Here is a 26,088-nt window from a genome sequence, read left to right as displayed (position 1 = left end):
CAGAACCGGTCAGGTCAGGCCGCCCGGTAGGCCTCCAGCAGTTTGCGCGCCGCCTGCCCGTACCGTCCGGTCAGCAGCAGGTGGTCCGCTTCGGCGAAGGGTTTCGCCACTGCGGGGGTCATCCGCTGCCCCACCTGGTTCTGGACGATCAGGCGTGCCTTGGTGACCAGCCGGCGCCCGGTCTCGTCCGCGCCCGTCCGCTCGGCCACCGTCGCGGCGGCGGCCAGTGCCCGCAGGGTCGGTGTGTCGCCTCGCGGGGTTTTGGTGAGAGTGGTCAGGCCCCAGCCGTACGGGAACTGCGGGTCGTACGACGTGTCGCCCACGTTGATCGGCAGCTGGGCCTCGGACCTGGGCCAGGTGACGGGGAGCTGTCCGGTGAAGGGCCGCCTGCCGTAGAGGACGTCGGCCACGCCGTCGCCCTCGGTGCCGGGCAGCCAGGAGGCGACGAGGGCGTCGATCTTCCCGAGCCGGTCGCCTATGAGCTGCGGGCGCCCGGAGACGATCAGTACCGCGCACTTCATGGCGGCGCAGACCTTGTCCACGGCCGCCTGGTCGGCGGCGGAGAGTTGGAGGTCGTGGCCGTTGCCGACGTCGCCGACGCCCTCGGCGTAGGGGGTCTCGCCCACGACGACCACTCCGACGTCGTAGCCGGTCAGGGGTGCGGAGGCGTCCTTGGAGTAGGTGATGGTCCCGGCATCCCTGCGCATTCCGTCCAGGATCGTCGTGCCCGGGACGATGTTGCCGGAGGAGCCCTGCCAGGTGACCGTCCAGCCGCCGGTCTGGTCGCCGATGTCGTCGGCGTTGGATCCGGCGACGTACACCTTCTGGTTCTTGCGCAGTGGCAGCAGGCCGCCCGAGTTCTTCAGCAGCACCTGCGACTCGGCGGCCGCCTGCCGGGCGACGGCGCGGTGGGCCGGTGAACCGATCTTCGCGGCGCCGGTGGTGTCGGCGTACGGGTGCTCGAAGAGGCCCAGCCTGAACTTCTGGGTGAGGATGCGGGAGACGGCGTCGTCGATCCGCTTCTCGCTGATCCGGCCCGCCTTCACCTCGTCGGTCAGGGTCGTGGCGAAGTCCTTGTAGCCGTACGGCACCATCATCATGTCCACGCCAGCGTCGACCGAGGTGCGGACGTGGGACGCGTAGTCGCCGGGGAGCTGGTCGATGGCGTTCCAGTCGCTGATGACGAAGCCGTCGAAGCCCATGCGGCCCTTGAGCACGCCGTTGATCATGTCGGCTCGGGCGTGCATCTTCACCGGGCCCCGTCCGTCGCCGAGGATGTCGAGGGACGAGTACGACGGCATGACCGTGCCGATGCCCCGGTCGACGGCGGTCTGGTACGGGGACAGGTGGACGGCCTCCAGCTGCTGCCTCGTGACCTTGGTGACGCCCTGGTCGATCTTGTAGGTCCCGGTCGTCGAGGAGCCGTACTCGGTGCCGCCGTCGCCGACGAAGTGCTTGGCGGTGGCGAGTACCTTGTCGTTCCGGTCCAGGTCGCTGCCGTCCGCCCGGCCCTGGAGGCCTTGGATCATCGTCTCCATGGACCGGACGAGGGCCGGGTCCTCGCCGAAGGACTCGTAGGAGCGGCCCCAGCGTTCGTCGCGGGTGACGCAGAGACAGGGGGCGAAGTCCCAGGGGATGCCGGTGGCCCGGACCTCGGCGGCCGTCACATTGCCCGTCCGCTGGGCGAGCCGGGGGTCACGGGTGGCGCCGATGCCGATGTTGTGCGGCATGATCGTGGCGCCGACCAGGTTGTTGTGGCCGTGGACGGCGTCCACGCCGTAGACCAGCGGGATCTGGAAGCGGGTCGCCTGTGCCCTGAGCTGGAAGGCGTCGATCATCTTCGCCCAGGCCCCGGGGGTGTTGGGCGTGGGGGTGGAACCGCCGCCGGAGAGCAGGGAGCCGAGGTCGTACGCCGCGATGTCGCCCCCGTTCCCGACGGCCCCGCGCTCGGCCTGGGTCATCTGGCCGGTCTTCTCCGCCAGGGACATGCGGGACACGAGGTCCGCGACGCGCTTCCTGACGGGCAGTTTGCTGTTCAGGTACGGCAGTCCGTGGGCGTCGACGACGATCTGCGGGGTCTCGGCGGGGGCCTTGGCGCCGGTCACCGTGAGCTTCAGGGGGATCGTCTCGGCGGACTCGGCCGTCCGGTCCTTAAGGGTGTGGACCTTGATGGTCCGTGAGGCGCCGGAGGCCGTGCCGGCCGGGAAGGTGAGGGTGCCGGAGACCGGGGTGTAGTCCTTGCCGGGGGTGGCGGTTCCGGTGGCCGTCGTCTCGTAGGTGACCGTGACGGGCTCGTCGACCGGAGTGGCGCCCGTGGTGGACAGCGTGACCCGGACCGTGGCGGTGCCGCCCTCCTTGACCGGGTGGACGGCGGAGTCGGTGGTGACGGAGGCGCGCAGGGACGGGTCGGCCTTGCCGTAGAGCTCGACGTCGTCCATGGCGAAGGTGCCCTTGACGCCGGTGGGGAGCGTGACGGAGTACCCCCACATCTGCGTGAGGCCGAGGACGTGGTCGATGCCGCCGACGGGCTGGTAGTCCGTTCGGTAGGTGAAGTCGGTGAACGGGATCTCGATCTGTTTCCAGCCGGTGAAGTCGTCGGTGAAGGAGGTCGTCCAGAGTTCCGAGGCCTCGCCGTTCGCGCCGCCGTCCTTGATCTCGAAGGCGGTCTTCTTGCCGTTGCCCCGGCCGTCCCACCAGAAGCGGATGCCCTTGTGGGCGGACCAGTCGTGGGCGGGTTGGGTCGCGGCGTAGTCGTGGGTGAGGCCGCCGTAGCCGCTGATGTCGTAGCTGCCGGCGAGGACCTTCTCGCCCTCGGGGGCGTCCGGGCGGGCGGCGAGCCGAAGGGCGGGCGGATCGTCGGAGTCGCCGCCCCAGGTGAAGATGCCCTCGGCGGGCTGGGAGGCGAAGGGGACCTCGCCCTCGAAGCGGTCGACGGGAACGGGGGCCGGGTCGTCGGCGGCTCGGGCGGTCGCCCAGGGGAGCAGACCGGTGAGGAGTGCGGCGGAGACGAGCAGGGCGGTTCTTCGCATGGACCTTCCCTCGGCTCTTGGTTCACTCATGACTTAGATCACGCCGTGAGTTAACAAGTGGTGCGCACGGCCGTCAATACTTCACGTCAGAAGTGGTGCAGGGCCAACCTGCGGCCGGATCAAGGCCGTTGTGCGTTTGGTTTGTGAATGCGAGACCCCTTGACGTCTATGGGAAGCCGTCATTTACTCACGGCTCGCACGCCTCCCAACCCCCACCTCACGAAGGGCGGCGCACCATGAGAAGACGTCTGCGAACGGCCCGGCTGCTGTTCGCCGGGCTGCTGACCACCGCCGGGCTCACGACTCTCGGCATGCCCTCCGCGCACGCGGCCGGCGAGCAGGTCACCGCGTACCTCACCACCACCGACGACTCCGCCGGACGCCATGTCACGCGCGGGCTCCAGGCGCAGACGCCGTTCGCCTTCCAGTCGGGCAGCGGCGGCAGCGGTGAGAACATCACCGTCGACGAGAACACCCGCTACCAGACCTTCACCGGCGGCGGCGCCTCCTTCACGGACACCGCCGCCTGGCTGATGAACAGCAGCGGCGCGCTGTCCCGGTCCACGCTGGACGCGACCATGCGGAAGCTGTTCTCGCCGACGGACGGGATCGGGCTGTCGTTCCTGCGCAATCCGATGGGCGCCTCGGACCTGGCGCGCTACGGGTACACGTACGACGACGTGCCGGCCGGCCAGACGGACCCGAACCTGAACAGCTTCTCCATCTCGCACGACATCGCGGACGTCGTCCCGCTCACCAAGCAGGCCCTCCAGCTGAACCCGTCCCTGACTGTCATGGCCTCGCCATGGACGGCTCCGGCCTGGATGAAGGACAGCGGCTCGCTCAACGGCGGCTGGCTGAAGTCCGAGGACTACGGGGCGTACGCCGCCTACTTCGTGAAGTACCTCCAGGCGTACCGGAACCAGGGCGTCGACGTCGCCTACGTGACCCCGCAGAACGAGCCGACCTGCTGTTCCGGCTACCCGTCGATGAGCTGGAACGCCTCCGGCCTCCAGTACTTCCTCAAGAACGAGCTGCTGCCGAAGCTCCAGTCGGCCGGGCTGTCCACCAAGGTCCTGGCGCACGACTGGAACTGGGACGTCTACGACTCCTACGCGGCCGCGTCCGTCGACGACGCGACGATCCGCAACCACCCCAACTTCGGCGGGATCGCCTGGCACGGCTACAGCGACATCAGCGGCGTCTCCAAGCAGACCAGCGTCCACAACCAGTACCCGAACCTGGACGCGTTCGGCACCGAGCACTCCGGGGGCACCTGGGTCGCCAACCAGCAGCGCGAGGACATGAACAACATCATCGACTACACCCGCAACTGGGCGAAGTCGGTGACCAAGTGGTCGCTGGCCGTGGACCAGAACATGGGCCCGCACAACGGCGGTTGCGGCACCTGCACCGGTCTGGTCACCGTGCACGACGGGGACGGCGCGAGCGGGACCGTCGACTACACCGTCGAGTACTACACGATGGGCCACCTGACCAAGTTCGTACGGCCGGGCGCGCAGCGGATCGCCTCGACGGCGTCCACCTCCGTGCCGAACGTGGCCTGGCGCAACCCGGACGGCTCGAAGGCCCTGATCGCCTACAACGACTCGTCCACCGCCAAGACGGTCACCATCGACTGGGGCTCCCAGCACGCGACCTACTCGCTGCCGGGCAAGACCTCGGCGACCTTCACCTGGTCCGGCACCCAGTCCGGCGGCGGAAGCACGAGCGGCGCCTTCGTCGGCCTCGCCGGCAAGTGCCTGGACGTGGCGGGCGGGTCGAGCGCCAACGGCACGGCGGTGCAGCTCTACGACTGCAACGGCACGACGGCGCAGAAGTGGACCGTCATGTCCGACGGGTCCGTGCAGGCGCTCGGCAAGTGCCTGGACGTGACGTCGGGGTCCACGGCCGACGGGGCGAAGGTGCAGCTCTACGACTGCAACGGCAGCGGGGCCCAGCAGTGGTCGTACAACGCCTCGACCGGTGATGTGGTGAACACGGCGGCGAACAAGTGCCTGGACGTCACCGACAACTCCTCGGCCGACGGGGCACGGGCCCAGATCTGGTCCTGCACCGGGGCCGCCAACCAGAAGTGGAAGCTCCAGTAGGGCCGGAAACGGGTGCCGCCGGGCTGCGCCCCGGGCCGGCCCGGCCCATGGTAGGGGTATGACCACACCGCGGGACCTGCTCCTCGTCAGCCTCGACGTACCCGGCGACCGCCCCGTCGAGCCGGGCGACGTGTCGCTCGCGCTCGCCGGAGCCGAGCTGATCGACCTCCTCGGCGCGCGGGCGCTCACGCTGGACGGTGAGCGCATCGTGCCCGGTCCCGTGCTGGACACGGGTGACCGGATGCTGGACGAGGCGCAGGCGGCGCTCGTGCGGAAGGAGCCGCACGAGTCGGTCGAGGACTGGCTGTGGCGCCGGGGGCACGGGCTGGCCACGGCCTACGGTGACGCCCTGGACGCCGAGGGGCAGCTGTCCGGGAAGCGGCACCGCTGGCCGCACCGGGCCGACAAGGCGGCGGCGGCCGACACCCCGGCCCGGCGGCACGCCGCCGACCGCTGGTGGTCCCGCGAGCCCGTGCTCACCGGGCTCGCCGCCACCCTGGGCATCCAGGGCGAGCGGCCGCCGGAGGAGGAGCCCGGCGACGAGGCGGTCCTCACCGTCCTGGCGGCCGTCGGCGACGCGGTGACGGAGCTGGCGGCCGTGCGCGAGCGGCGGCGCATCGAGAACGTGGCCTTCGACAACATCTGGCGGGCACCCTGACCACCTGGTCCCGTCCCGGGAACGCCGGCGGGCCCGGGTCAGGGGGGGCGCCGTCGTCTTCGGTCAGGCCCGCGCCGTGCTCACTCCGCGGGCTCCACGGCAGCCCGGAGCAGGCCGTACGTGTAGGCGTCCTCCAGGGCCTGCCAGGACGCCGCGATCACGTTGTCCGCCACGCCGACCGTGGACCACTCGCCGGCGCCGTCGGAGGTGGAGATCAGCACACGGGTCGTGGACGACGTGCCGTGCTTGCCCTCCAGGATGCGGACCTTGTAGTCGACCAGCTCGAACTTGGCCAGCTGGGGGTAGATCTTCTCCAGGGCGACCCGCAGGGCCCGGTCGAGGGCGTTGACGGGGCCGTTGCCCTCGGCGGTGGCGACGATGCGCTCGCTCTTGGCCCACAGCTTGACGGTGGCCTCGTTGGCGTGGGTGCCGTCGGGGCGGTCCTCGACGATGGCGCGCCAGGACTCCACGTCGAAGTACTTCAGCGGCCGGCCCTCGACCTCGGCGCGCAGCAGCAGCTCGAAGCTGGCGTCGGCGGCCTCGTAGGTGTAGCCCTTGAGCTCCCGCTCCTTGACCCGCTCGACGACCCGGCCGACCAGTTCGCGGTCGCCGCCGAGGTCGATGCCGAGTTCCTTGCCCTTGAGCTCGACCGAGGCGCGGCCCGCCATGTCGGAGACCAGCATGCGCATGGTGTTGCCGACGAGTTCGGGGTCGATGTGCTGGTAGAGGTCGGGGTCGACCTTGATGGCGGAGGCGTGCAGGCCCGCCTTGTGGGCGAAGGCGGAGACGCCGACGTAGGGCTGGTGGGTGGAGGGGGTGAGGTTGACGACCTCGGCGATGGCGTGCGAGATGCGGGTCATCTCGCGGAGCCGGCCGTCGGGGAGGACCTTCTTCCCGTACTTCAGTTCCAGGGCGGCGACGACCGGGAAGAGGTTGGCGTTACCGACGCGCTCGCCGTAGCCGTTCGCCGTGCACTGGACGTGGGTGGCGCCCGCGTCGACGGCGGCGAGGGTGTTGGCGACCGCGCAGCCGGTGTCGTCCTGGGCGTGGATGCCGAGCCGGGCGCCGGTGTCGGCGAGGACGGTGGAGACGACCGCGTGGACCTGGGCGGGGAGCATGCCGCCGTTGGTGTCGCAGAGGATCACCACGTCCGCGCCCGCCTCGGAGGCCGCCCGGACGACCGACTTGGCGTACTCGGGGTTCGCCCGGTAGCCGTCGAAGAAGTGCTCGCAGTCGACGAAGACCCGGCGGCCCTGCTCGCGCAGGAAGGAGACGGTGTCGCGGACCATCTCCAGGTTCTCGTCCAGGGTGGTGCGCAGCGCCAGTTCCACGTGCCGGTCGTGCGACTTGGCGACCAGGGTGATCACCGGGGCGCCGGAGTCGAGCAGGGCCTTGACCTGGGGGTCGTCCGCGGCCTTGGCGCCCGCGCGGCGGGTGGCGCCGAAGGCGACCAGCTGGGCGTGCTTGAAGTCGATCTCCTGCTGTGCGCGGGCGAAGAACTCGGTGTCCCGCGGGTTGGCGCCGGGCCAGCCGCCCTCGATGAAGCCCACGCCGAAGTCGTCCAGGTGCCGAGCGATGGCCAGCTTGTCGGCGACGGTGAGGTTGATGCCCTCGCGCTGGGCGCCGTCGCGCAGGGTGGTGTCGAAGACGTGGAACGTATCGTCCAGCCGGCTGGTTTCGGTCATGGTCTCAGGGCTCCTGTTTTGAATCTCGGTCTTACCGGAATGACCGGCTCCACCGTCCCCTCATGGTCCCTCGCGCTCCGTCTCCGGCTGAAGGTGGGCCGGAAAACGAAAAAACCCCTCGCGGGTGCGAGAGGTCTGCGCGCGGGTCGAGGACGACGATGGCCACCCGTACCTGGTCGTACGTGGTGGTCACTGCGGACCGGCGCGCCTGCTGCCAATAATCATGGCGAACGAGAGCACGGGGGCAGTTTGGCACAGCCCAGCCCCCGGCTCACGGACCGTCTCAGGATGCGGTACGCGTACGGTGATCAACAGTCCGTGAGCTTCGGCCGGCCGAGTGAGTCGTCCAGGAACTCCCGTACGTGGCCGAGGATCTGCCCGCGGTCGGTGCCGCGCAGGCCGACCGCCACGTGGATGGAGAAGCCGTCGAGGAGGGCGCGCAGCCGGGCGGCGAAGCGGTCGGCGTCGAAGCGGCCGGCGTCGACGGGGCGGAACTCGCCGCGGGCGACGCCGTCCGCGAGCAGGGCGACCAGGTCGCGGTGCCAGGCGCCCTCGATGGCGGCCTGGCGGTCGCGGGCGTCGTCGGAGGCGTTCTGCGAGCGGTTCCAGACCTCCAGCCACAGCGTCCAGTGCGGGTCGCGGTGGTCGTCGGGTACGTACAGGTCGACGTAGGCGTCGAGGCGCTCGCGGGCGGTTCCCGGCCGGGTGAGGAGCCGCGCGCGCTCGGTGCCGAGACGGCCCTCGCTCCACTCCAGGGTCTGGAGCAGCAGCTCGTCCTTGGAGCGGAAGTAGTACAGCAGGTGCCCGCTGCTCATACCGACCGCACGGCCGAGCGCCGCCATGGTGAGCTGTTCGAGACCGCGCTCGGCGATCATGTCCATGGCCGCGGCGAGGACCTCCTCGCGGGGCGGGGCGGGGGTCCGGCGGCGCGGCGACGACGGGGGCGCGTTCATACCGGGACCGCCCGCACGGCGTCGGGCAGAAAGTGGGTCTCGTACGGCCCCTCGGCCCCCATCCGCTCCGGACCCGGGTGCGGCGAGCCGTCGGGGCCCTTCCGCCCGTCGTGCCCGGGGCGTTCGGGCAGCACGGGAAGCAGCCGCAGCGGCTCGCTGAGACGGCGGCCACACGCCGCGCAGACCAGGACGTTCACCCGTCTGTTCTACCCGACCCGGGCCGTCACCGGGTCTTGGGCTGCTGTTGCGTGATGCAGTGGATACCGCCTCCGCCCGCGAAGACGGTCCGGGCGTCCACCAGGGTCACCGTCCGCTCGGGGAACAGCCGGCGGAAGATCCCGGCGGCGTCCTCGTCGCGCGGGTCGTCGAAGCCGCACAGGACGACCCCGCCGTTGCAGAGGTAGTGGTTGATGTAGGAGTAGTCGGCCCAGTGGCCGTCGGCCTCCAGGGCGGTGGGGGCGGCCACCTCGACGACCTCCAGAGGGCGGCCGTGCGCGTCCGTCTGGGCGCGCAGGATGCCGATGACCTCCTTCGTCACCTCGTGGTCGGGGTGGGCCGGGTCCGGCTGGTGGTGGGCCACGACGACGCCGGGGCGGGCGAACGCGGCGACGATGTCGACGTGGCCGAGGGTGCCGAAGCCGTGCGGGGGGTAGTCGCCGGTGAGGCCGCGCGGGAGCCAGATCGCCTTGCGGGTGCCGAGCTGGGCGTGGATCTCCGCCTCGACCTCCTCCTTCGACCAGTGCGGGTTGCGCTCCGGGCCGAGCTGGACCGTCTCCGTCAGCAGGACCGTGCCCTCGCCGTCGACGTGGATCGCGCCGCCCTCGTTGACCAGCCGCGAGGCGTACGTCCTGGCGCCCGCGAGGTCACAGACGTACCCGGCCATCTTCGCGTCGTGCTCCCAGCGGGCCCAGTGCTGGGCCCCCCAGCCGTTGAACGTCCAGTCGACGGCGGCCAGTTGGCCCTTGCCGTCGGTGAGGAAGGTGGGGCCGATGTCCCGCATCCAGGCGTCGTCGAGGTCACGCTCGACGGTGTCGACGCCGGGGCCGAGCAGCTCGGCGGCGTCGGCGGACTGGCCGGGGCCGCACACCACCGTCACCGGTTCGAAGCGGCGGACGGCGCGGGCGACCGCGGCCCAGGCGGCTCGGGCGGCGGCCAGGTCCCCGGGGTCGTCGAAGGTGGGGTTGGGGCCCGGCCAGGCCATCCAGGTGCGCTCGTGCGGGGCCCACTCGGGGGGCATGCGGAAGCCGTCGGCGGCAGCGGACATCAGGGGTCCTCAGAGGAAGTAGAGGCGGTTGAGGGAGACCGAGTCGGCGGGCTCGGAACGGATCGGTTCGCCGTCGAGGGTGACCAGTCCGGTCCGCTGGTCGACGTCGACCGCTCCGGTACGGGAGTTGAGGCGCAGGTCTGCGGGGCCGATGCCGCGGGTGCCGCGGACGGCGACCCTTCTGCGGCGGGTCGGCATCCGGTCGCCTCCCTGGTCGAGGGCGGCCTGGGCGACGAAGGCGACGGAGATGTCGGCCGGGGTCGCCCCGTGCGCCCCGAACTGCGGGCCGAGCACGAGGGGTTCGCAGGTGTCGGTGGCCGCGTTCGGGTCGCCGACCACGCCGTAGGCCGGGAAGCCCGCCTTGAGGACGAGCTGCGGCTTGGCGCCGAAGTACTCCGGGCGCCACAGCACGATGTCGGCGAGCTTGCCGACCTCGATCGAGCCGACCTCGTGGGACAGGCCGTGCGCGATGGCGGGGTTGATGGTCAGCTTGGCGATGTAGCGCAGGACGCGCTCGTTGTCGTGGTCCTCGGGGGCGCCGAACTCGGCCTTCATCTTCCCGGCCATCGCGAACGTACGGCGGACCGTCTCCCCCGCCCGGCCCATGCCCTGCGCGTCGGAGGAGGTGATGCCGATCGCGCCCAGGTCGTGCAGCACGTCCTCGGCGCCCATGGTGCCGGCGCGGATGCGGTCGCGGGCCATCGCCGCGTCGCCGGGCAGGTCGGTCTTGAGGTCGTGGACGGAGACGATCATGCCGTAGTGCTCGGCGACCGCGTCCCGGCCGAAGGGCAGGGTCGGGTTGGTGGAGGAGCCGATGACGTTCGGGACGCCGGCCATCTTCAGCACGTTCGGCACGTGTCCGCCGCCGCAGCCCTCGATGTGGAAGGCGTGGATGGTGCGGCCCTCCAGCACCCTCAGCGTGTCCTCGACCGACAGGCACTCGTTCAGCCCGTCGCTGTGCAGGGCGACCTGGACGTCGTGCTCCTCGGCGACGCGCAGGGCGGTGTCCAGCGCCCGGGTGTGGGCGCCCATGTCCTCGTGCACCTTGAAGCCGCTCGCCCCGCCCTCGGCCAGCGCCTCGATCAGGGGAGCGGAGTGGGACGACGAACCCCGGCCGAGGAAGCCGATGTTGACCGGCCAGGCGTCGAAGGCGTTGAAGGCGTGCCGGAGCGCCCACGGCGAGTTGACGCCGACGCCCCACACCGGGCCGAACTCCTGCCCGATGATCGTGGTCACGCCGGAGGCGAGCGAGGCCTCCATGATGCGCGGCGACAGCAGGTGGACGTGCGTGTCGACGGCCCCGGCGGTCGCGATCAGCCCTTCCCCGGACACGATCGACGTACCCGTGCCGACGACCACGTCGACCCCGTCGAGGGTGTCGGGGTTCCCGGCCCGCCCGATCGAGCAGATCCGTCCCTCGCGGATGCCGATGGACACCTTCCGGATGCCCTGGGCCGCGTCGATCACCACGACGTTGCTGATCACGACGTCGCAGGTGGCGCGCACGGCGGCGGCCTTGAGGTGCAGTCCGTCGCGGGCGGTCTTGCCGAAGCCGGCGAGGAACTCGTCGCCGTAGCGCTGGGAGTCGGACTCGACGCGGACGGTCAGGCCGGAGTCGCCCAGCCGGACCCGGTCGCCCGCGCGCGGGCCGTGCGTGGCGGCGTACTCGTACGGGTTCATGCCTCGGCTCCCAGGTATCCGCAGGCGGCGGCCCTGCGCAGGGCCTCTTCCTTGGCGCCTGGCGCGTCCAGCGGCCCGTCGACGAGTCCCGCGAAGCCGATCGCGATCCGCTCGCCCCCGACCGGCACGAGACCGACCTCGACGCTCTCCCTGGGCCCGAAGCGGACCGACGAGCCGGCGGGCACGGCGAGCCGCATCCCGTAGGCGGCGGCGCGGGGGAAGTCGAGGCGCGGATTGGCCTCGAAGAAGTGGAAGTGGGAGGTGACGGAGACGGGCACGGTCGCCGTGTTGGTGACGGTGAGCGTGACGACGGGCTCGGGTTCGGCGTGCTCCGGGCCCGGCAGCAGCGCGCCCGGGGCCTCCTCCCCCAGCCCGCCGCCGATCGGGTCGGAGACCACCGCGAGCCGGGAGCCGTCGTCGAAGACGGCCTCCACGTGCACCTCGGTGACGACGTCGGCGACGCCCGGCAGGACGTCGGCGGGGCCCAGTGCCGAGCGGGCCGCCTCGACGGCCTCCGCGAGGCGCTTGCCGTCCCGGGCGGCCTCGCAGACCGTGTCCGCGATCAGCGCGGTCGCCTCCGGCACGTTGAGCCTGAGCCCCCGGGCCTTGCGGCTGCGGGCCAGCTCGGCGGCCGAGAACAGCAGCAGCCGGTCACGTTCGGTGGGGGTCAGCCTCATGCCGGGGCACCTCCTCGCCTTCCGGGATTAGAGCGCCACTCTAACTTAGAGCACCACTCTAAACATGTCAGGACCGCAGTGGCCCCGAACACGTCAGGGCCGCCGCGGACACGAGGTCCGGGGCGGCCCTGACGAAGGCGGGTGACGATCAGCCGAGCTTGTGCATCCAGCCGTGCTTGTCCTCCGTGATGCCGCGCTGGACGTCCAGCAGGGCCTGGCGGAGCTTCAGGGTGACCTCGCCGGGCTGGCCGTCCGACTGCTTCCACTCGGCGCCGGTGCTGCGCTTGACCGTGCCGACGGGGGTGATGACGGCGGCGGTGCCGCAGGCGAAGACCTCGGTGAGGGTCCCGTTCTCCGAGTCGCGCTGCCACTGCTCGACGGAGACACGGCCCTCCTCGGCCTCGTAACCGAGGTCGCGGGCGACGGTGAGGAGGGAGTCGCGGGTGACGCCTTCGAGGATGGAGCCGGTCAGGGTCGGGGTGACGATTTTGTCGCCGTACACGAAGTACAGGTTCATGCCGCCGAGCTCCTCCACCCACTGGTGCTGCACGGCGTCGAGGTAGCAGACCTGGTCGCAGCCGTGGACGGCGGCCTCGGCCTGGGCGAGCAGGGAGGCGGCGTAGTTGCCGCCGGTCTTGGCGTCGCCCATGCCACCGGGGACGGCGCGGACGCGGTCCTCGGAGACCCAGATGGAGACGGGCTTGACGCCGCCCGGGAAGTAGGCGCCGGCCGGGGAGGCGATCACGAGGAACAGGTACTCGTTGGCGGGCTTCACGCCCAGGCCGACCTCGGTCGCGATCATGAAGGGGCGCAGGTAGAGGGACTCCTCGCCACCGTGCGCGGGCACCCAGTCCTTGTCCTGCTGGACGAGCGCGTCACAGGCCTCGATGAAGGTCTCGACGGGCAGCTCGGGCATGGCCAGGCGCTTGGCGGAGCGCTGGAAACGCTTGGCGTTCTGGTCCGGGCGGAACGTGGCGACGGAGCCGTCGGGGCGGCGGTACGCCTTGAGGCCCTCGAAGATCTCCTGGGCGTAGTGCAGCACGTTGGTGGCCGGGTCGAGCGGAATCGGCGCGTACGGAACGAGCTGGCCGTCGTGCCAGCCCCGGCCCTCGGTCCACTTGATCGTCACCATGTGGTCGGTGAAGTGGCGGCCGAATCCGGGGTTCGCCAGGATCGCCTCGCGCTCGGCGGCGGGAAGCGGATGGGCGGACGGCTTGAGCTCGATCGTGGGCGTCGTCATGAGTGCTTGTCCTTCACCGGTTGTAGTGATGGGCCGCGCTCACGCCCGTACGGCCTTCCGGCCAGTGCTAGGACGTCCGAGCATTCCTTCGTACCGCGGCTCCGCGTTCGAGTATCTCGCGGGGAGCTGCGACGGAAGGAATCGGGGTGAATGCGGCCCTGAGGCTGATGGTGGCACCCGGCGGGGACACGGGGGAAGCCGCCGGGCGCGGATGCGACCCGACGGCTTCGAAAGGTTCGAACAGCGCGGCGGGTCAGCCGGCTACTCGGCCGGCGAGCGCGTCGCCGATCTCGGAGGTGGAGCGGGCGGGCAGCTGGGCGCGCTCGCCGAGGTCGGCGGAGACCGCCTCCTCGATCCGGATGGCCTCGCCCTCGTAGCCGAGGTGGCGCAGCAGCAGGGCGACGGACAGGACCGTGGCGGTGGGGTCGGCCTTGCCCTGGCCGGCGATGTCCGGGGCCGAGCCGTGGACGGGCTCGAACATGGACGGGAACTCGCGGCCGGGGTTGATGTTGCCGGAGGCGGCCACGCCGATGCCGCCGGAGACGGCCGCGGCGAGGTCGGTGATGATGTCGCCGAAGAGGTTGTCGGTGACGATGACGTCGAAGCGCTCGGGCTGGGTGACCAGGTAGATGGTCGCCGCGTCGACGTGCATGTACTCGGTGGTGACCTCGGGGAACTCCGCGGCCACCTTGTTGAAGATGTTCGTCCACAGGTGGCCCGCGAAGGTCAGCACGTTGTTCTTGTGGATCAGCGCGAGCTTCTTGCGCGGGCGGGCCTGGGCGCGGGCGAAGGCGTCGCGGACGACCCGCTCGACACCGAAGGCCGTGTTGACGGAGACCTCGGTGGCGACCTCGTGCTCGGTGCCCTTGCGGATGGTGCCGCCGTTGCCGGTGTACGGGCCCTCGGTGCCCTCGCGGACCACGACGAAGTCGATCTGCGGCTCGCCGGCGAGCGGGGTGGCGACACCCGGCAGCAGCTTCGAGGGGCGCAGGTTGACGTGGTGGTCGAAGGCGAAGCGGAGCTTGAGCAGGAAGCCCCGCTCCAGGACGCCGGACGGCACGGACGGGTCGCCGATGGCGCCGAGCAGGATGGCGTCGTGCTGCTTGAGGGCGTCGAGGTCGGCGTCGGTGAGGGTCTCACCGGTGGCGTGGTAGCGCTTGGCGCCGAAGTCGTACTCCTTGGTCTCCAGCTTCACGTCCTCGGGAAGGACGGCGGAGAGGACCTTGAGGCCTTCGGCCACGACTTCCTGGCCGATGCCGTCACCGGGGATCACTGCGAGATCGATGCTGCGAGACATGCCGGGAACCCTACTCCTCGTCCCATGGGATGACACGGCTTGTCCACCATACGGACGGTAGCGGACTTGGGTGGAGGCACCCGGGCGAGGGGTCGGTGTCATCCTGTTGGCCGCCGTTCACCCGTATGTGGGCCGGGTGTTGGGATTCGCTGGGAACTTCTCTCGGCATGGAGACCCCTGACTTCGGCATTCCGCGGCGGCTCGCGGAGCGGATGAGCATGGCCGAGCAGTACGAGTACCTGCGCACCCGGCTCACCCGGCGCCGCACGCTGGTGACGGCGGGCGCGGTGGCGGGCGGGCTGCTGACCGGCTGCGGGGGTACGCGGACGCCGTCCCGCACGTCCGGCGCGCCCGCCCCCGCCGCCTCCCACGTGTCCGGTTCGGTCGTCACCCCGTTCGGCCGCCATCTGGCCTTCGGCGCCGACCCGAGGACCCGGATGCGCATCTCCTGGCAGGTGCCGTTCCCGGTGAGGAAGCCGTACGTACGCGTCGGGCTGCGGCCGGACGACCTCGGCCGCCGGATCGAGGCCGAGGTGCGCCATCTGCACACGCCCGGGGTGCAGGGGGTGCGGCCGACGGTCGAGCAGTACTACGTGCACGCGGCCCTGGACGGCCTGAAGCCCGGCACGACGTACTACTACGGCGTCGGCCACGACGGCTGGGACCCCGTCTCCCCCGCCCACCGCTCGACCATCACCTCCTTCCGGACCGCGCCCGCGAGTCCGGAGAGCTTCGTGTTCACCGCCTTCGGCGACCAGGGCGTCGGCACCAGCGCCAACGGCAACGACCATCTGCTGCTGCGCCTGAAGCCCGCCTTCCACCTGCACGCGGGCGACATCTGCTACGCGGACGTCAACGGGGCCGGCTCGAAGTCGGACGGCTACGACCCCACGTTCTGGGACCTGTTCCTCAAGCAGACCGAGCCGGTGGCGAAGTCGGTGCCGTGGATGGTGACCACCGGCAACCACGACATGGAGGCCTGGTACTCACCCGACGGCTACGGCGGCCAGCTCGCCCGCTTCTCCCTCCCGGACAGCGGCTTCGACCCGCACACGGCGCCGGGCGTGTACGCGTTCACGTACGGCAACGTCGGCTTCGTGGCCCTGGACGCCAACGACGTGTCGTACGAGATCCCCGCCAACTTCGGCTACACGGGCGGCAGGCAGACCCGGTGGCTGGACCGCAGGCTGGGTGAGCTGCGGGCGGAGAAGGGCGTCGACTTCGTGGTGGTGTTCTTCCACCACTGCGCCTACTCGACCTCGCAGCACGCCTCCGACGGGGGCATCCGCAAGGAGTGGCTGCCGCTGTTCGCCAAGCACAAGGTCGACCTGGTGATCAACGGGCACAACCACGTGTACGAGCGGACGGACGCCATCAAGGACGGGAAGGTCGCCAGGACGGTGCCGGTCGGCGGGTCCACGGACCCCGCGCGGGACGGGATCGTGTACGTCACCGCGGGCGGCGGCGGCCGGAACCTGTATGCGTTCCCGTCCGGCGTGAAGGACAGTTACGAGGGCCATGTGACCCGGCACGACGCGGTGAAGACCTTCTACTGGACCAAGGGGAAGGCCCCGCAGGCGGAGGCGGTGGAGTGGTCCCGGGTGCGGTACACCGGCTTCTCGCTGCTGTCGGTCGAGGCGCGGGCGGGCGCGTCACCGAGGCTGAAGGTGTCGGCGCTGGCGCAGGACGGCAAGCGGGTGGACCACTTCGAGGTGCGACGCGGCGGGTGAGGCCGCGCCGCACCCCGAACGGGTGCGGCTCCCGGTTCGTGGGGTGCGCCGGCCGGCTCAGTGGCCGGTCTCGCCGCCGTTGTCGCGGCGGTCGAGGGCGCGCTGGAGGGCGGCGGCGGCGTTCTTGCGGTCGGACTCGCTCGTGCGGGACACGTGGCGGACTCGGCGGCGGACGGTCGTCTCGGCCATGGAAATCGACTCCTTCGGCACATGGGGGTGCGGAGAGGCACAGGGGTTACGAGACGCCGGATGGGGCGGGGAGCGGTGCCACAGGGATTGCCTGCGCGGGGCCCGGCTCACGACCGCCATTCGCTTGGTCGAGCGAGACGTTCGGCTTCTACAAAAGTAAGGGAGTGCCGCGCTCCTGTCTCCACAATTAGTCGGACTTCCTACTATCTGAGACGGCGAACCGGGCCACCCGGCTGTGACCTGCGGTTTCTTCTTACGCGACTGGAGTACGGACCGTCACAGAACATCCCCGTCCCGCCAGTCGAAGAGCAGCTCGTGCGCGGGGTCGGGCGGGCCGGCGAGCGCGGGGCGCAGATAGGTGCTGTCCTCCTCGCCGGGGAGGCGGACGATGCCGTCCGGGGAGAGGGCGTGGATCCGGCCGGTCCACAGCCGCCAGCCGCGGGCCGTGTAGAGGGGGGCGCCGTCCTCGCTCGCGGAGAGCGCGCCGAGGTCGTACGCCCGGTCGACGATCCGCTCCAGGGCGCCCATCACCTGCCCGCCCAGTCCGGTGCGGCGCACGTCCGGGCGTACCGCGACGGCCTCGACATACCCGACGCGCAGCCAGCGGCCCCGGTGGCGTGCGCGGCGCATGACCACCGAGCCGTGCGCGGCGAGTCCGGCGTCGTCGTGCACGAGGGCGTGCACACCGCCGAGTCCGTGCTCCCAGTCCTCGTCGGAGAAGTCCCCGTCGAAGGCGTCGTCGAGGAGGGCGCGGGCGGCGCGGAGTTCGGCGGGGTCGAGGTCGGCGGTGTGAGCGGTGCGGAGGCGGGTGGTCATGCGGCCCAGTATTCCAGCAGCCGCTTCCGTTTCTAACCGTCTATTTTCACTTGACCAGTTAGGTATGGCCGTGGTGCACTGACGCCATGACCACACACCGGACCCACCACCGCACCGCCACCGTGCGCGGCCTCGACGTGTACTACCGGGAAGCGGGGCCCGCCGACGCCCCGGTCCTGCTGCTCCTGCACGGCTTCCCGAGCAGCTCGCACATGTTCCGCGACCTGATACCGCTGCTCTCCGGCCGCTACCGGGTGATCGCTCCTGACCACATCGGCTTCGGCCGGTCGTCGGCGCCCGCCGCCTCGGAGTTCAGCTACACCTTCGACGAACTTGCCGCCGTCACCCAGGAGTTCACCGAGCAGCTGGGGCTGACGGAGTTCGCCCTCTACATCCAGGACTACGGCTCACCGATCGGCCTGCGCCTGGCCCTCGCCCACCCCGAGCGGGTGACCGCGATCGTCACCCAGAACGGCAACGCGTACGAGGAGGGACTCGGCAAGGAGGCCTGGGCGCCCGTACTGGCGCTGATCGAGGAGCGGACGCCCGAGACGGAGGCGCCCGTGCGGGAGATCAGCGGCCCGGACGGGATCAGATGGCAGTACCTGCACGGCGTGCCGGACCCGTCGGCGGTCAGCCCGGACGCGTACGAGCACGACACCGCCCTCATGGCCCGTCCCGGCCAACCCGACATCCAGCTCGACCTGATCTCCGACTACGGCGCCAACTTCGCGCTGTACCCGGCCTTCCAGGAGTACTTCCGCACCAGCCGGGTCCCGCTGCTCGCGGTGTGGGGCGCGCACGACGAGATCTTCGTGCCGGCCGGTGCGCTCGCCTTCCAGCGGGACCTGCCGGAGGCGGAGGTGCATCTGCTCCCCACCGGCCACTTCGCCCTGGAGACGCACGCGCCGCAGATCGCGCGGCTCATGACCGACTTCCTCGACCGGCACCTGCTCACCGCCTGAGCGCCTCCCGGAAGCCCTCGGGGTCCTCGACCCACGGCAGGTGCCCGGCCTCCGGCAGGACAACCCGGCGCACCCGGGGCAGCGCACGCTCCAGGGAGTCGACTGCCGTGCGGGGGCGGATGTCCCGGGCGCCGTCGACGATCGTCACGGGTACGTCCAGGGCCTCGCAGGCGGTGAACAGCTCGCGGGTGCCCCAGGTCCGCTTCCGCTCCTCGTTGAGGGCTTTGTTGCAGTCGGTGTTGACCGCGAACCAGGGGTCGGCCATGCGGCCGGCGTGGTGCGGGGCGTGGTCCCGGTCCTCGAACTCGACGGACCACTGGAGCACCGCGAGCTCCCGGTCCTCGGCCTCCGTGCGTCCGGGACGGTCGGTCAACTCCCGCCAGCGCGCCAGCCGTTCGGAGCTCTCACCGAGCCGGGCGCGGAAGTTCGCCGTGTAGGCGGGGTGCCAGTCGGCGTCGGGGCCGATGCCCGTACCGCTCACGTAGACCAGCGCGCTCACCCGCTCCGGGTGGGCCAGCGCGTAGCTCAGCGCCAGCTGCGCGCCCCAGGAGTGGCCGAGCAGCGCCATCCGGTCCAGCCCGAAGTGCCGTCGTACGGCGTCCAGGTCGGCCACGAACCGCTCGGTCGTCCAGGGCCCCGCGCAACGCTGGGAGCGGCCGCAGCCGCGCTGGTCCCAGCGGACGACCGGGGTCGTGTCCGCCAGGAGTCCGGCGACGTCCCCGAACATGTCCCACAGGCCCGGCCCGCCGTGGCACAGCACCAGCGGCGCGCCGCCGCCGCCCGAGCGGACCGCCCACAGGCGTACGCCGTCGTCGGTCTCGACCGACTCGCTCTCGCTCTCGCTCTCCACCAGGCTCATGAGAGGAGTCTGCCCGGGCGCGTGCGGCGCGGGCATGGAAACGGGCCGGGAAGCCACGCTTGTGGCAGGCTTCCCGGCCCGTGCTCGCGAGGGCGGTCAGCCCATGTGCGGGTAGGTGTAGTCGGTCGGCGCGACCAGCGTCTCCTTGATGGCGCGGGTCAGCGTCCAGCGCGTCAGGTTCTGCGGGGCGCCGGCCTTGTCGTTCGTGCCGGAGGACCGGCCGCCGCCGAAGGGCTGCTGGCCGACGACGGCACCGGTCGACTTGTCGTTGATGTAGAAGTTGCCGGCCGCGTAGCGCAGCTTCTCCATCGTGTACGCCGCCGCCGCGCGGTCGTTCGCGATGACCGAGCCGGTCAGGGCGTAGTCGGACACCGACTCCATCTGGGTCAGCATCTCGTCGTACTTGTCATCGTCGTAGACATGGACGGCGAGGAACGGGCCGAAGTACTCGGTGGTGAAGACCTCGTTCTCCGGGTCGGTGCACTCGACGACCGTCGGGCGGACGAAGTAGCCGACCGAGTCGTCGTAGCTGCCGCCCGCGACGATCGTGCAGCTCGGGTCGGCCTTCGCGCGGTCGATCGCCGCCTTGTTCTTGGCGAAGGAGCGCTCGTCGATGACCGCGCCGATGAAGTTCGAGAAGTCGGTGACGTCGCCCATGGCGATGCCGTCGACCTCGGCGGCGAACTCCTCCTTGAAACCGGAGTTCCAGATGGACGCCGGGATGTACGCGCGGGAGGTCGCCGAGCACTTCTGGCCCTGGTACTCGAAGGCACCGCGGGTCAGGGCGGTCTTGAGGACGGCGCGGTCGGCGCTCGGGTGGGCGACGACGAAGTCCTTGCCGCCGGTCTCACCGACCAGGCGCGGGTAGGAGCGGTACTTCTCGATGTTGTTGCCCACCGTCTTCCACAGGTACTGGAAGGTCTTCGTCGAGCCGGTGAAGTGGATGCCGGCGAGGTCGCGGTGCTCCAGGGCGACCTCGGAGACCGCGATGCCGTCGCCGGTGACGAGGTTGATGACGCCCTTGGGCAGTCCCGCCTCCTCCAGGAGCTGCATGAGCAGCACGGCGGCGTGGGTCTGGGTCGGGGACGGCTTCCAGACCACGACGTTGCCCATCAGCGCGGGCGCGGTGGGCAGGTTGGCCGCGATGGCGGAGAAGTTGAACGGGGTGATCGCGTAGACGAAGCCCTCGAGCGGGCGGTGGTCGAGGCGGTTCCAGACGCCCGGGGAGTTGGCCGGGGGCTGCTCGGCCAGGATCTGGCGGGCGTAGTGGACGTTGAAGCGCCAGAAGTCGACCAGCTCGCAAGGGCTGTCGATCTCGGCCTGCTGGGCGGTCTTCGACTGGCCCAGCATGGTGGAGGCCGCGATGGTCTCGCGCCAGGGGCCGGCCAGCAGCTCGGCGGCGCGCAGGATGATCGCCGCGCGGTCGTCGAAGGACATCGCGCGCCAGGCGGGCGCGGCGGCCAGGGCCGCGTCGATGGCGTCCTGGGCGTCCTGCTGGGTGGCGTTGCGGTAGGTGCCGAGCACGGCCTTGTGGTTGTGCGGCTGGACGACCTGGAAGGCCTCGCCGCCGCCCATCCGCTTCTCACCGCCGATGGTGCAGGGCAGGTCGACCGGGTTCTCGGCCAGCTCCTTCAGCTTGGCCTCCAGCCGGGCACGCTCGGGCGAGCCGGGGGCGTAGCCGTGCACCGGCTCGTTGACGGGGGTGGGGACCTGGGTCACAGCGTCCATTGGTTCCGTTACTCCTTACTGAGCGGTGTGTGCGAGCTTTGCGAGCTTTGGGGTCTGGCGGGGGTGGGCTCAGCCCTTGCTGACCATCGACCGGACGAAGAAACGCAGGTTGGCGGGCTTCTCCGCGAGGCGGCGCATGCTGTGCTTACCCGGGGGACAACCCCCGGACCCCCGGCAGGTGCCGAGGCGCAGCCACGTCGTATCAGCCATGGGTGATCATGCTCCGCAGGAAGAACCGCAGGTTCGCCGGCTTCTCCGCGAGGCGGCGCATGAAGTAGCCGTACCAGTCGGTGCCGTAGGCGGTGTAGACGCGCATGCGGTGGCCCTCGGCGGCCAGCCGCAGGTGCTCGTCGCCGCGGATGCCGTAGAGCATCTGGAACTCGTACTCGTCCATTTTGCGCCCGGCGCGGCGGGCGAGTTCCTGGGCGATGCTGATCAGGCGCGGGTCGTGGGAGCCGACCATCGGGTATCCCTCGCCGTCCATCAGGATCCGCAGGATCCGGACGTACGCCTTGTCGATCTCGTGCTTCTGCTGGTAGGCGACCTCGGCGGGCTCCTTGTAGGCGCCCTTGACCAGGCGGACGCGGCTGCCGCTCGCGGCGAGGCGGCGGGCGTCGGCCTCGGTGCGGAAGAGGTAGGCCTGGATGACGCAGCCGGTCTGCGGGAAGTCCTTCCGCAGCTCCTCGTGGATGGCGAACATCGAGTCGAGGGTCGTGTGGTCCTCGGCGTCCAGGGTGACGGTCGTACCGATGGCGGCGGCGGCCTCGACGACCGGGCGGACGTTGGCCAGGGCCAGCTCGTGGCCACCGGGGAGGGCCTGACCGAACATGGACAGCTTGACGGACATCTCGACCTTCTCGCCGAGCTCCAGCTCCTTGAGCCGCTCGACGAGCCGCAGGTAGGCGTCGCGGGCGGCGCCGGCCTGCTCTGGGGTGGTGATGTCCTCGCCGACCACGTCCATGGTCAGCTCCAGGCCCTTGGCGGTGAGCTCCTCGATGATCGGGACGATGTCGGACACCGTCTCGCCGGGGATGAAACGGTCGACGACCTGCTTCGTCACCGGGGCCGCCGAGATCAGGCGTCGCATCCGGTCGCTGCGCGACGCGGCGAGAATCACGGGACCCAGCACGGGGCACCTCCACACAACAAGGCCGAAGAGGGCCGTTACCCGACTGTTCGGGTACGGCACGGAGAACCACCGTGAAATTTAAGGATCCCTCCGATCGTCGGCCATCGACAGCTGTCACGCATCCGTTCACCGGATCTCAGACAGATGTATGAAGCGGCGCGGATATGGGGCAGAATGCCCGGGTGATGTCCGATGCCGGTCCCTTCAGGAACGCGGGTGACTACCAGGAGCTGGTGGACGAGATCTCGGAGCTGCTGGGCGTTCCGGCGACCCTGGAGAACCGCGACTTCGAGCTGATCGCCTTCGGCGCGTACGACAGCGAGGGCGAGCTGGACGCCTCGGCGCTGGACCCGGTGCGCACCCGCTCGATCCTGACCCGGCGCTCCACGTCCGCGGTCCGGACGTGGTTCGAGGGCTTCGGCATCACCCGGGCGACCGGTCCGGTCCGCATCCCGCCCACCCCTGAGGCGGGGGTGTACCGGGGGCGCATCTGTCTGCCCGTACGCCATCGGGGTGTCGTCCTCGGGTACGTGTGGCTGCTGGACGACGACCCGGGACCGAGCGAGCGGCAGCTGACCGCGGCGATGGGGGTCGCGGCCCGGATCGGGGCGCTGCTGGCGGACGAGGCGCAGCACGGCGCCGACCTCACCAGGGAACTGCGGGCGGTGCTCACCGCCGAGCGGGGCTGGCCGCTGGACATGGCGGTGGCCGAGCTGCGCACGGCCCTCGGAGCCCGCGCGGACGGCCCGCACACGCTGGTGTGCGTGGCGCCCTGGCCGTCCGCCGACCCGGACGACGCGCCCTCGGTCCGTACGCTGCCGGGCGCGACCGCGCTGTGCACGGTGCCGTGGGGACTGGCCGCGCAGTCGCTGGCGCTGCTGGTGCGGCTGCGGTCGACGCAGGCCGCGACCCCGGCGGTGTCGGCGGCGGGGCGGCTGCTGGAGCGGGCGGCCGGCGGGGGCGGGGCCGTCGCCGCGGGGGTCGCCGCCGCCCGGCTGGGGCTCGCCGAGCTGGGGGCCGCCTGGCAGGAGGCGTCCGCGGCGGCCCGTGCGGCGCTGGCCGAACCCCGGTTCGGGCCGGTCGCCGAGTGGGCGCAGATCGGCCCGTACCGCCTGCTGACCTCCCTGCCGCCCGAGGCCGCCCGCGACCCCGTCCTCGCCCCGCTCCTCACCCCCGCCCACCAGGAGCTGGCCCGCACCGCCGAGGTCTACCTGGACTGCGCGGGCCAGGCCGGCCGCACCGCAGCCGAACTGGGCATCCACCGCCAGACCCTGTACTACCGGCTCACCCGGGTCGAGCAGCTGACGGGGCTGGACCTCGACGACGGCGAGGACCGGCTGCTGCTGCACATGGCGCTGAAGGGGGCGCGGCTCTAGCGGTCCGCCCTGGCGTGGTGCAGCCCGGAGCCTCGACGGCGGCCCGCTGGGGGACGGGGCGGTACGGCGACCGGCACGGCACCGCGCGGTTCGTGTTGCCCGGTCTGCTGCTGTCGGCCGCTGGGGCGGCGGTGTTCGGCATCGGCTTCGGTGTCACGCAGAACGCCACGCCCGTCGTTCGCCCGCGGGGCGGTCTGGTGTCGCGGTCGGCGCGTGCTCCCGGTGCGGCGAGCGGGGTGTCCCCTCCGGGCGGAGCGCGCCGGGCGTCGCCGCGCTGGGGCCACCTCCCGGCCGGAGGCCGAGGAGGGACTTTCGCTACAGGCCCTGGGGACGAGTCGCGCCCTCGATGACCTGACGGAGGCCCTCGGTGAGGGCCTCCGCGTCGGGGGCGGTCTTCGGGTCGAAGGTCCACTGCGCGATGAGGCCGGTCATCAGCGTGAGGTAGAAGCGGCCGAGGGTGTCCGCGGTCTCGTCGGAGACCTCCTCCTCCGGTACGCCCATGAGCAGCGCGACGAGGCCGCGGCCGCCCTCTCGCTGGGCGCGGGCCAAGGTGTCGCGGACCTCGGGCAGTTCGATGGTCATGACCTCCATGCTGAGCCGCCACATCGAGCCGGGCTCCCGCATGCTGGCGACGATGTTCTTCCACACGGCGCGGAACCGTTCCAGCGAACCGGGGGCTCCGTCGATCCCGTCGTCCCCGGCCGCGCCGAAGTCGTCCGACATGCCTTCCACCAGCGAGATGTAGGCCTGCGCGAGCAGCGCGTCCTTCGAGCCGTAGTGGTAGCCGATCGAGGCGAGGTTGGTCCCCGACTCCTTGACGATGTCGCGCGCCGTGGTGCGCGCGAAGCCCTTTTGCAGCAGGCAGCGCTTGGCGCCTTCGAGCAGATCCTCACGGTGTCCCATGCCGACCACCCTACCGCCGATCCATACGTGCGTCCTAGACGCATGACTTATACATTCGTTCTAGACAAGCGTTTAAGACGCGCGTACATTCGTCGGCATGACGAACTCGACGAGCACCACCCCGGCCGCCCTCGCGGGACGGCGCGAATGGACCGCCCTCGGCGTGCTGATGCTGCCGCTGCTGCTGGTCTCGATGGACGTGTCGGTCCTCTACTTCGCCATCCCGGCGATCAGCGCGGACCTGAAGCCCAGCGGCACCCAGCAGCTGTGGATCTTCGACATCTACGCGTTCGTCCTGGCCGGCCTGCTGATGACGATGGGCTCCCTGGGCGACCGCATCGGCCGCCGCAAACTGCTGCTGATCGGCGCGGCCGCCTTCGGGACCGCCTCCCTGGTGGCGGCGTACGCGAACAGCGCCGAGACCCTGATCGCGGCGCGCGCGGTCCTCGGCATCGGCGGGGCCACCCTCATGCCGTCGACGATGGCGCTGCTGCGCACGATGTTCACCGACCCCGGGCAGCGGGCGAAGGCGATCGGCATCTGGTCCGGCGTCATGACGGGCGGCATCGCACTCGGTTCCGTGCTGAGCGGCGTCCTGGTCCAGTACTTCTGGTGGGGCTCGGTCTTCCTGGTCAACCTGCCCGCGATGGCGCTGCTGCTGGTCCTCGGCCCGTTCCTGCTCCCCGAGTCGAAGGACCCCGCGCCCGGCCGCTTCGACCTGCTCAGCGTGCCCCTGTCGATGGCCGCGGTGCTCCCCGTGATCTACGGCCTGAAGGAGATCCCCTCCGAGGGCTGGCACCCGCAGTACGTCGTCTCGATCGCCGTCGGTCTGCTCTTCGCGGTCCTGTTCGTCCTGCGTCAGCGCACCGCGGCCTCGCCGATGATCTCGCCGGCCCTGTTCCGCGGCCACGGCTTCGCCCCCGCCGTCGTCCTGAACCTCGTCTCCGCGTTCGGCATGATGGGCTCGGCGTTCTTCACCACGCAGTACCTCCAGTCGGTGCTCGACAAGAGCGCCATGGAGGCGGCCCTGTGGGCGCTGCTGCCCTCCGTCCCGATCGGCATGGCCGCCCCGCTGGCCACCACCCTGGTCCAGAAGGGCGTCAACCGCGCCTACGTCGTCACCGCGGGCTTCGCCATCGCCGCGGCGGGCTACGGGATGCTGGCCCTGGCCGGCACGGACTCGCTCTGGCTGGTCCTGGCCGCGTGCGGCGTCCTCGCCTCCGGCATCGTCATGGTGATGTCGCAGATGACCGACCTGGCCATCGGCGCGGCCCCGGTGGAGCGGGCGGGCTCGGCCGCCTCACTGCTGGAGACCGGCCAGGAGTTCGGCGGCGCGCTGGGCATGGCGGTGCTCGGCTCCATCGGTACGGCGATCTACCGCCGCGACATCCCCTCCTCGGCCCCGGCCGAGGCCCACGAGACCCTGGGCGGCGCGCTGGCGGTCGCCGGGCAGCTGCCGGGGCGCGCGGGTGACGCCCTGGCGACGGCGGCACGGGAGGCCTTCACCAGCGGGATGCAGGGCGCGGCGATCGCCGGGGCGGCCTTGCTGGCCCTGGCGGCCGTCGGAGCGGCCGCGACGCTGCGGCGGATCAACGTGCGGGAGGCCCCGAAGGCCGAGGAGCCGGAGAAGGTGGCCGCCTGAGGAGGCGGTGGAGCACGAAAGCGCCGGGGGGGGGGGGGGTGCACACCCCCCCCCCCCCCGGGGCGCCGGCGCCGCCCCCCCCCCCGCCCCACCGCGCCGACCAGGTTGAAAGCGCGCGCCCCCCTGGGGCCGCACACCACCCCCCCCACCGCCCCCC

The 26,088-nt window shown here is 71.3% G+C and carries 22 protein-coding genes; 6 read left to right on the top strand and 16 right to left on the bottom strand.

Translation table 11 applies throughout. The annotated features are described in order from the left end of the window. Positions 1 to 14: 14 nt before the first annotated feature. Positions 15 to 3,029: a glycoside hydrolase family 3 N-terminal domain-containing protein gene (locus ACFY01_RS44840; protein ID WP_390741551.1), complete on the bottom strand. Its 3,015-nt coding sequence runs from the start codon at positions 3,027 to 3,029 to the stop codon at positions 15 to 17. Between the two features lie 236 nt (positions 3,030 to 3,265). Between ACFY01_RS44840 and ACFY01_RS44835 the strand changes: the two genes are divergently transcribed. Beyond that, positions 3,266 to 5,140: a ricin-type beta-trefoil lectin domain protein gene (locus ACFY01_RS44835; protein ID WP_390741550.1), complete on the top strand. Its 1,875-nt coding sequence runs from the start codon at positions 3,266 to 3,268 to the stop codon at positions 5,138 to 5,140. A 58-nt stretch (positions 5,141 to 5,198) separates the two neighbouring features. After that, positions 5,199 to 5,798, top strand: coding sequence for a GPP34 family phosphoprotein (locus ACFY01_RS44830; protein ID WP_390741549.1), 600 nt, complete (start codon positions 5,199 to 5,201; stop codon positions 5,796 to 5,798). A gap of 80 nt (positions 5,799 to 5,878) precedes the next feature. On the opposite strand, the gene cimA is transcribed toward ACFY01_RS44830, so the two are convergent. The 8 genes from cimA to ACFY01_RS44790 form a co-directional block, all read right to left on the bottom strand. Next, the gene (cimA, locus tag ACFY01_RS44825; RefSeq protein ID WP_390741548.1) at positions 5,879 to 7,483 is read right to left on the bottom strand and encodes a citramalate synthase; all 1,605 of its coding nucleotides are present in this window, start codon (positions 7,481 to 7,483) and stop codon (positions 5,879 to 5,881) included. A gap of 308 nt (positions 7,484 to 7,791) precedes the next feature. Then, the gene (locus ACFY01_RS44820) at positions 7,792 to 8,436 is read right to left on the bottom strand and encodes a TetR/AcrR family transcriptional regulator (RefSeq protein ID WP_390741547.1); all 645 of its coding nucleotides are present in this window, start codon (positions 8,434 to 8,436) and stop codon (positions 7,792 to 7,794) included. Then, positions 8,433 to 8,633: a hypothetical protein gene (locus tag ACFY01_RS44815; RefSeq protein ID WP_390741546.1), complete on the bottom strand. Its 201-nt coding sequence runs from the start codon at positions 8,631 to 8,633 to the stop codon at positions 8,433 to 8,435. Before ACFY01_RS44815 ends, ACFY01_RS44820 begins: the two co-directional genes overlap by 4 nt. A gap of 26 nt (positions 8,634 to 8,659) precedes the next feature. Continuing rightward, positions 8,660 to 9,700, bottom strand: a complete 1,041-nt coding sequence (locus tag ACFY01_RS44810) for an agmatine/peptidylarginine deiminase (protein WP_390741545.1) — start codon at positions 9,698 to 9,700, stop codon at positions 8,660 to 8,662. Positions 9,701 to 9,709: 9 nt separating this feature from the next. Then, the gene (locus tag ACFY01_RS44805) at positions 9,710 to 11,380 is read right to left on the bottom strand and encodes an urease subunit alpha (RefSeq protein WP_390741544.1); all 1,671 of its coding nucleotides are present in this window, start codon (positions 11,378 to 11,380) and stop codon (positions 9,710 to 9,712) included. Beyond that, positions 11,377 to 12,057, bottom strand: a complete 681-nt coding sequence (gene ureA, locus ACFY01_RS44800) for an urease subunit gamma (protein WP_390741543.1) — start codon at positions 12,055 to 12,057, stop codon at positions 11,377 to 11,379. The genes ACFY01_RS44805 and ureA overlap by 4 nt, the downstream gene beginning before the upstream one ends. A 148-nt stretch (positions 12,058 to 12,205) precedes the next feature. Next, complete coding sequence (locus ACFY01_RS44795; protein WP_390741542.1) at positions 12,206 to 13,297, bottom strand: branched-chain amino acid aminotransferase; 1,092 nt, start codon at positions 13,295 to 13,297, stop codon at positions 12,206 to 12,208. A 253-nt stretch (positions 13,298 to 13,550) separates the two neighbouring features. Continuing rightward, positions 13,551 to 14,594, bottom strand: coding sequence for a 3-isopropylmalate dehydrogenase (locus ACFY01_RS44790; protein WP_390741541.1), 1,044 nt, complete (start codon positions 14,592 to 14,594; stop codon positions 13,551 to 13,553). A 167-nt stretch (positions 14,595 to 14,761) separates the two neighbouring features. On the opposite strand from ACFY01_RS44790, the gene ACFY01_RS44785 reads away from it, so the two are divergent. After that, complete coding sequence (locus tag ACFY01_RS44785) at positions 14,762 to 16,324, top strand: purple acid phosphatase family protein (RefSeq protein WP_390741540.1); 1,563 nt, start codon at positions 14,762 to 14,764, stop codon at positions 16,322 to 16,324. 57 nt (positions 16,325 to 16,381) lie between these two features. On the opposite strand, the gene ACFY01_RS44780 is transcribed toward ACFY01_RS44785, so the two are convergent. Both ACFY01_RS44780 and ACFY01_RS44775 read right to left on the bottom strand, forming a co-directional pair. Continuing rightward, positions 16,382 to 16,513: a hypothetical protein gene (locus ACFY01_RS44780; protein ID WP_015493350.1), complete on the bottom strand. Its 132-nt coding sequence runs from the start codon at positions 16,511 to 16,513 to the stop codon at positions 16,382 to 16,384. A gap of 276 nt (positions 16,514 to 16,789) precedes the next feature. Continuing rightward, entirely contained in the window at positions 16,790 to 17,329 is a 540-nt protein-coding gene (locus ACFY01_RS44775; RefSeq protein WP_390741539.1) for a GNAT family N-acetyltransferase, read from the bottom strand. Between the two features lie 86 nt (positions 17,330 to 17,415). Here ACFY01_RS44775 and ACFY01_RS44770 point away from each other — a divergent pair, with 86 nt between their 5' ends. Beyond that, positions 17,416 to 18,294 carry an alpha/beta fold hydrolase gene (locus ACFY01_RS44770; protein WP_390741538.1) on the top strand — a complete coding sequence of 293 codons (879 nt, stop codon included), beginning with the start codon at positions 17,416 to 17,418 and terminating at the stop codon, positions 18,292 to 18,294. Here the strand turns inward: ACFY01_RS44770 and ACFY01_RS44765 are convergent. The 4 genes from ACFY01_RS44765 to ACFY01_RS44750 form a co-directional block, all read right to left on the bottom strand. Continuing rightward, the gene (locus ACFY01_RS44765) at positions 18,284 to 19,153 is read right to left on the bottom strand and encodes an alpha/beta fold hydrolase (protein ID WP_390741537.1); all 870 of its coding nucleotides are present in this window, start codon (positions 19,151 to 19,153) and stop codon (positions 18,284 to 18,286) included. The genes ACFY01_RS44770 and ACFY01_RS44765 overlap by 11 nt on opposite strands. A 96-nt stretch (positions 19,154 to 19,249) precedes the next feature. After that, entirely contained in the window at positions 19,250 to 20,881 is a 1,632-nt protein-coding gene (pruA, locus tag ACFY01_RS44760) for an L-glutamate gamma-semialdehyde dehydrogenase (RefSeq protein WP_390741536.1), read from the bottom strand. A 69-nt stretch (positions 20,882 to 20,950) separates the two neighbouring features. After that, positions 20,951 to 21,091, bottom strand: coding sequence for a hypothetical protein (locus ACFY01_RS44755; RefSeq protein ID WP_390741535.1), 141 nt, complete (start codon positions 21,089 to 21,091; stop codon positions 20,951 to 20,953). After that, on the bottom strand, positions 21,084 to 22,010 hold the full coding sequence (locus ACFY01_RS44750) for a proline dehydrogenase family protein (protein ID WP_390741534.1): 927 nt from the start codon (positions 22,008 to 22,010) through the stop codon (positions 21,084 to 21,086). The genes ACFY01_RS44755 and ACFY01_RS44750 overlap by 8 nt, the downstream gene beginning before the upstream one ends. Before the next feature lie 164 nt (positions 22,011 to 22,174). Here ACFY01_RS44750 and ACFY01_RS44745 point away from each other — a divergent pair, with 164 nt between their 5' ends. Then, positions 22,175 to 23,386 carry a PucR family transcriptional regulator gene (locus ACFY01_RS44745; protein WP_390741533.1) on the top strand — a complete coding sequence of 404 codons (1,212 nt, stop codon included), beginning with the start codon at positions 22,175 to 22,177 and terminating at the stop codon, positions 23,384 to 23,386. A 315-nt stretch (positions 23,387 to 23,701) separates the two neighbouring features. On the opposite strand, the gene ACFY01_RS44740 is transcribed toward ACFY01_RS44745, so the two are convergent. Then, a complete protein-coding gene (locus ACFY01_RS44740; RefSeq protein ID WP_390741532.1) occupies positions 23,702 to 24,289 on the bottom strand; it encodes a TetR/AcrR family transcriptional regulator in 588 nt (195 codons plus the stop codon). Between the two features lie 97 nt (positions 24,290 to 24,386). On the opposite strand from ACFY01_RS44740, the gene ACFY01_RS44735 reads away from it, so the two are divergent. Next, on the top strand, positions 24,387 to 25,931 hold the full coding sequence (locus ACFY01_RS44735; protein ID WP_390741531.1) for an MFS transporter: 1,545 nt from the start codon (positions 24,387 to 24,389) through the stop codon (positions 25,929 to 25,931). The last annotated feature ends 157 nt before the right edge of the window (positions 25,932 to 26,088 follow it).

The organism is Streptomyces sp. NPDC001480 (assembly GCF_042894725.1).
Lineage (GTDB): Bacteria > Actinomycetota > Actinomycetes > Streptomycetales > Streptomycetaceae > Streptomyces.
This window is presented reverse-complemented; position numbering and strand designations above follow the sequence as displayed.

Bases quoted from the DNA above. Each gene is read 5' to 3' on its own strand.
- ACFY01_RS44840 (WP_390741551.1), bottom strand. From the start codon at position 3,029: ATGCGAAGAACCGCCCTGCTCGTCTCCGCCGCACTCCTCACCGGTCTG.
- ACFY01_RS44835 (WP_390741550.1), top strand. From the start codon at position 3,266: ATGAGAAGACGTCTGCGAACGGCCCGGCTGCTGTTCGCCGGGCTGCTG.
- ACFY01_RS44830 (WP_390741549.1), top strand. From the start codon at position 5,199: ATGACCACACCGCGGGACCTGCTCCTCGTCAGCCTCGACGTACCCGGC.
- cimA (WP_390741548.1), bottom strand. From the start codon at position 7,483: ATGACCGAAACCAGCCGGCTGGACGATACGTTCCACGTCTTCGACACC.
- ACFY01_RS44820 (WP_390741547.1), bottom strand. From the start codon at position 8,436: ATGAACGCGCCCCCGTCGTCGCCGCGCCGCCGGACCCCCGCCCCGCCC.
- ACFY01_RS44810 (WP_390741545.1), bottom strand. From the start codon at position 9,700: ATGTCCGCTGCCGCCGACGGCTTCCGCATGCCCCCCGAGTGGGCCCCG.
- ACFY01_RS44805 (WP_390741544.1), bottom strand. From the start codon at position 11,380: ATGAACCCGTACGAGTACGCCGCCACGCACGGCCCGCGCGCGGGCGAC.
- ureA (WP_390741543.1), bottom strand. From the start codon at position 12,057: ATGAGGCTGACCCCCACCGAACGTGACCGGCTGCTGCTGTTCTCGGCC.
- ACFY01_RS44795 (WP_390741542.1), bottom strand. From the start codon at position 13,297: ATGACGACGCCCACGATCGAGCTCAAGCCGTCCGCCCATCCGCTTCCC.
- ACFY01_RS44790 (WP_390741541.1), bottom strand. From the start codon at position 14,594: ATGTCTCGCAGCATCGATCTCGCAGTGATCCCCGGTGACGGCATCGGC.
- ACFY01_RS44785 (WP_390741540.1), top strand. From the start codon at position 14,762: ATGGAGACCCCTGACTTCGGCATTCCGCGGCGGCTCGCGGAGCGGATG.
- ACFY01_RS44780 (WP_015493350.1), bottom strand. From the start codon at position 16,513: ATGGCCGAGACGACCGTCCGCCGCCGAGTCCGCCACGTGTCCCGCACG.
- ACFY01_RS44775 (WP_390741539.1), bottom strand. From the start codon at position 17,329: ATGACCACCCGCCTCCGCACCGCTCACACCGCCGACCTCGACCCCGCC.
- ACFY01_RS44770 (WP_390741538.1), top strand. From the start codon at position 17,416: ATGACCACACACCGGACCCACCACCGCACCGCCACCGTGCGCGGCCTC.
- ACFY01_RS44765 (WP_390741537.1), bottom strand. From the start codon at position 19,153: ATGAGCCTGGTGGAGAGCGAGAGCGAGAGCGAGTCGGTCGAGACCGAC.
- pruA (WP_390741536.1), bottom strand. From the start codon at position 20,881: ATGGACGCTGTGACCCAGGTCCCCACCCCCGTCAACGAGCCGGTGCAC.
- ACFY01_RS44755 (WP_390741535.1), bottom strand. From the start codon at position 21,091: ATGGCTGATACGACGTGGCTGCGCCTCGGCACCTGCCGGGGGTCCGGG.
- ACFY01_RS44745 (WP_390741533.1), top strand. From the start codon at position 22,175: ATGGGGCAGAATGCCCGGGTGATGTCCGATGCCGGTCCCTTCAGGAAC.
- ACFY01_RS44740 (WP_390741532.1), bottom strand. From the start codon at position 24,289: ATGGGACACCGTGAGGATCTGCTCGAAGGCGCCAAGCGCTGCCTGCTG.
- ACFY01_RS44735 (WP_390741531.1), top strand. From the start codon at position 24,387: ATGACGAACTCGACGAGCACCACCCCGGCCGCCCTCGCGGGACGGCGC.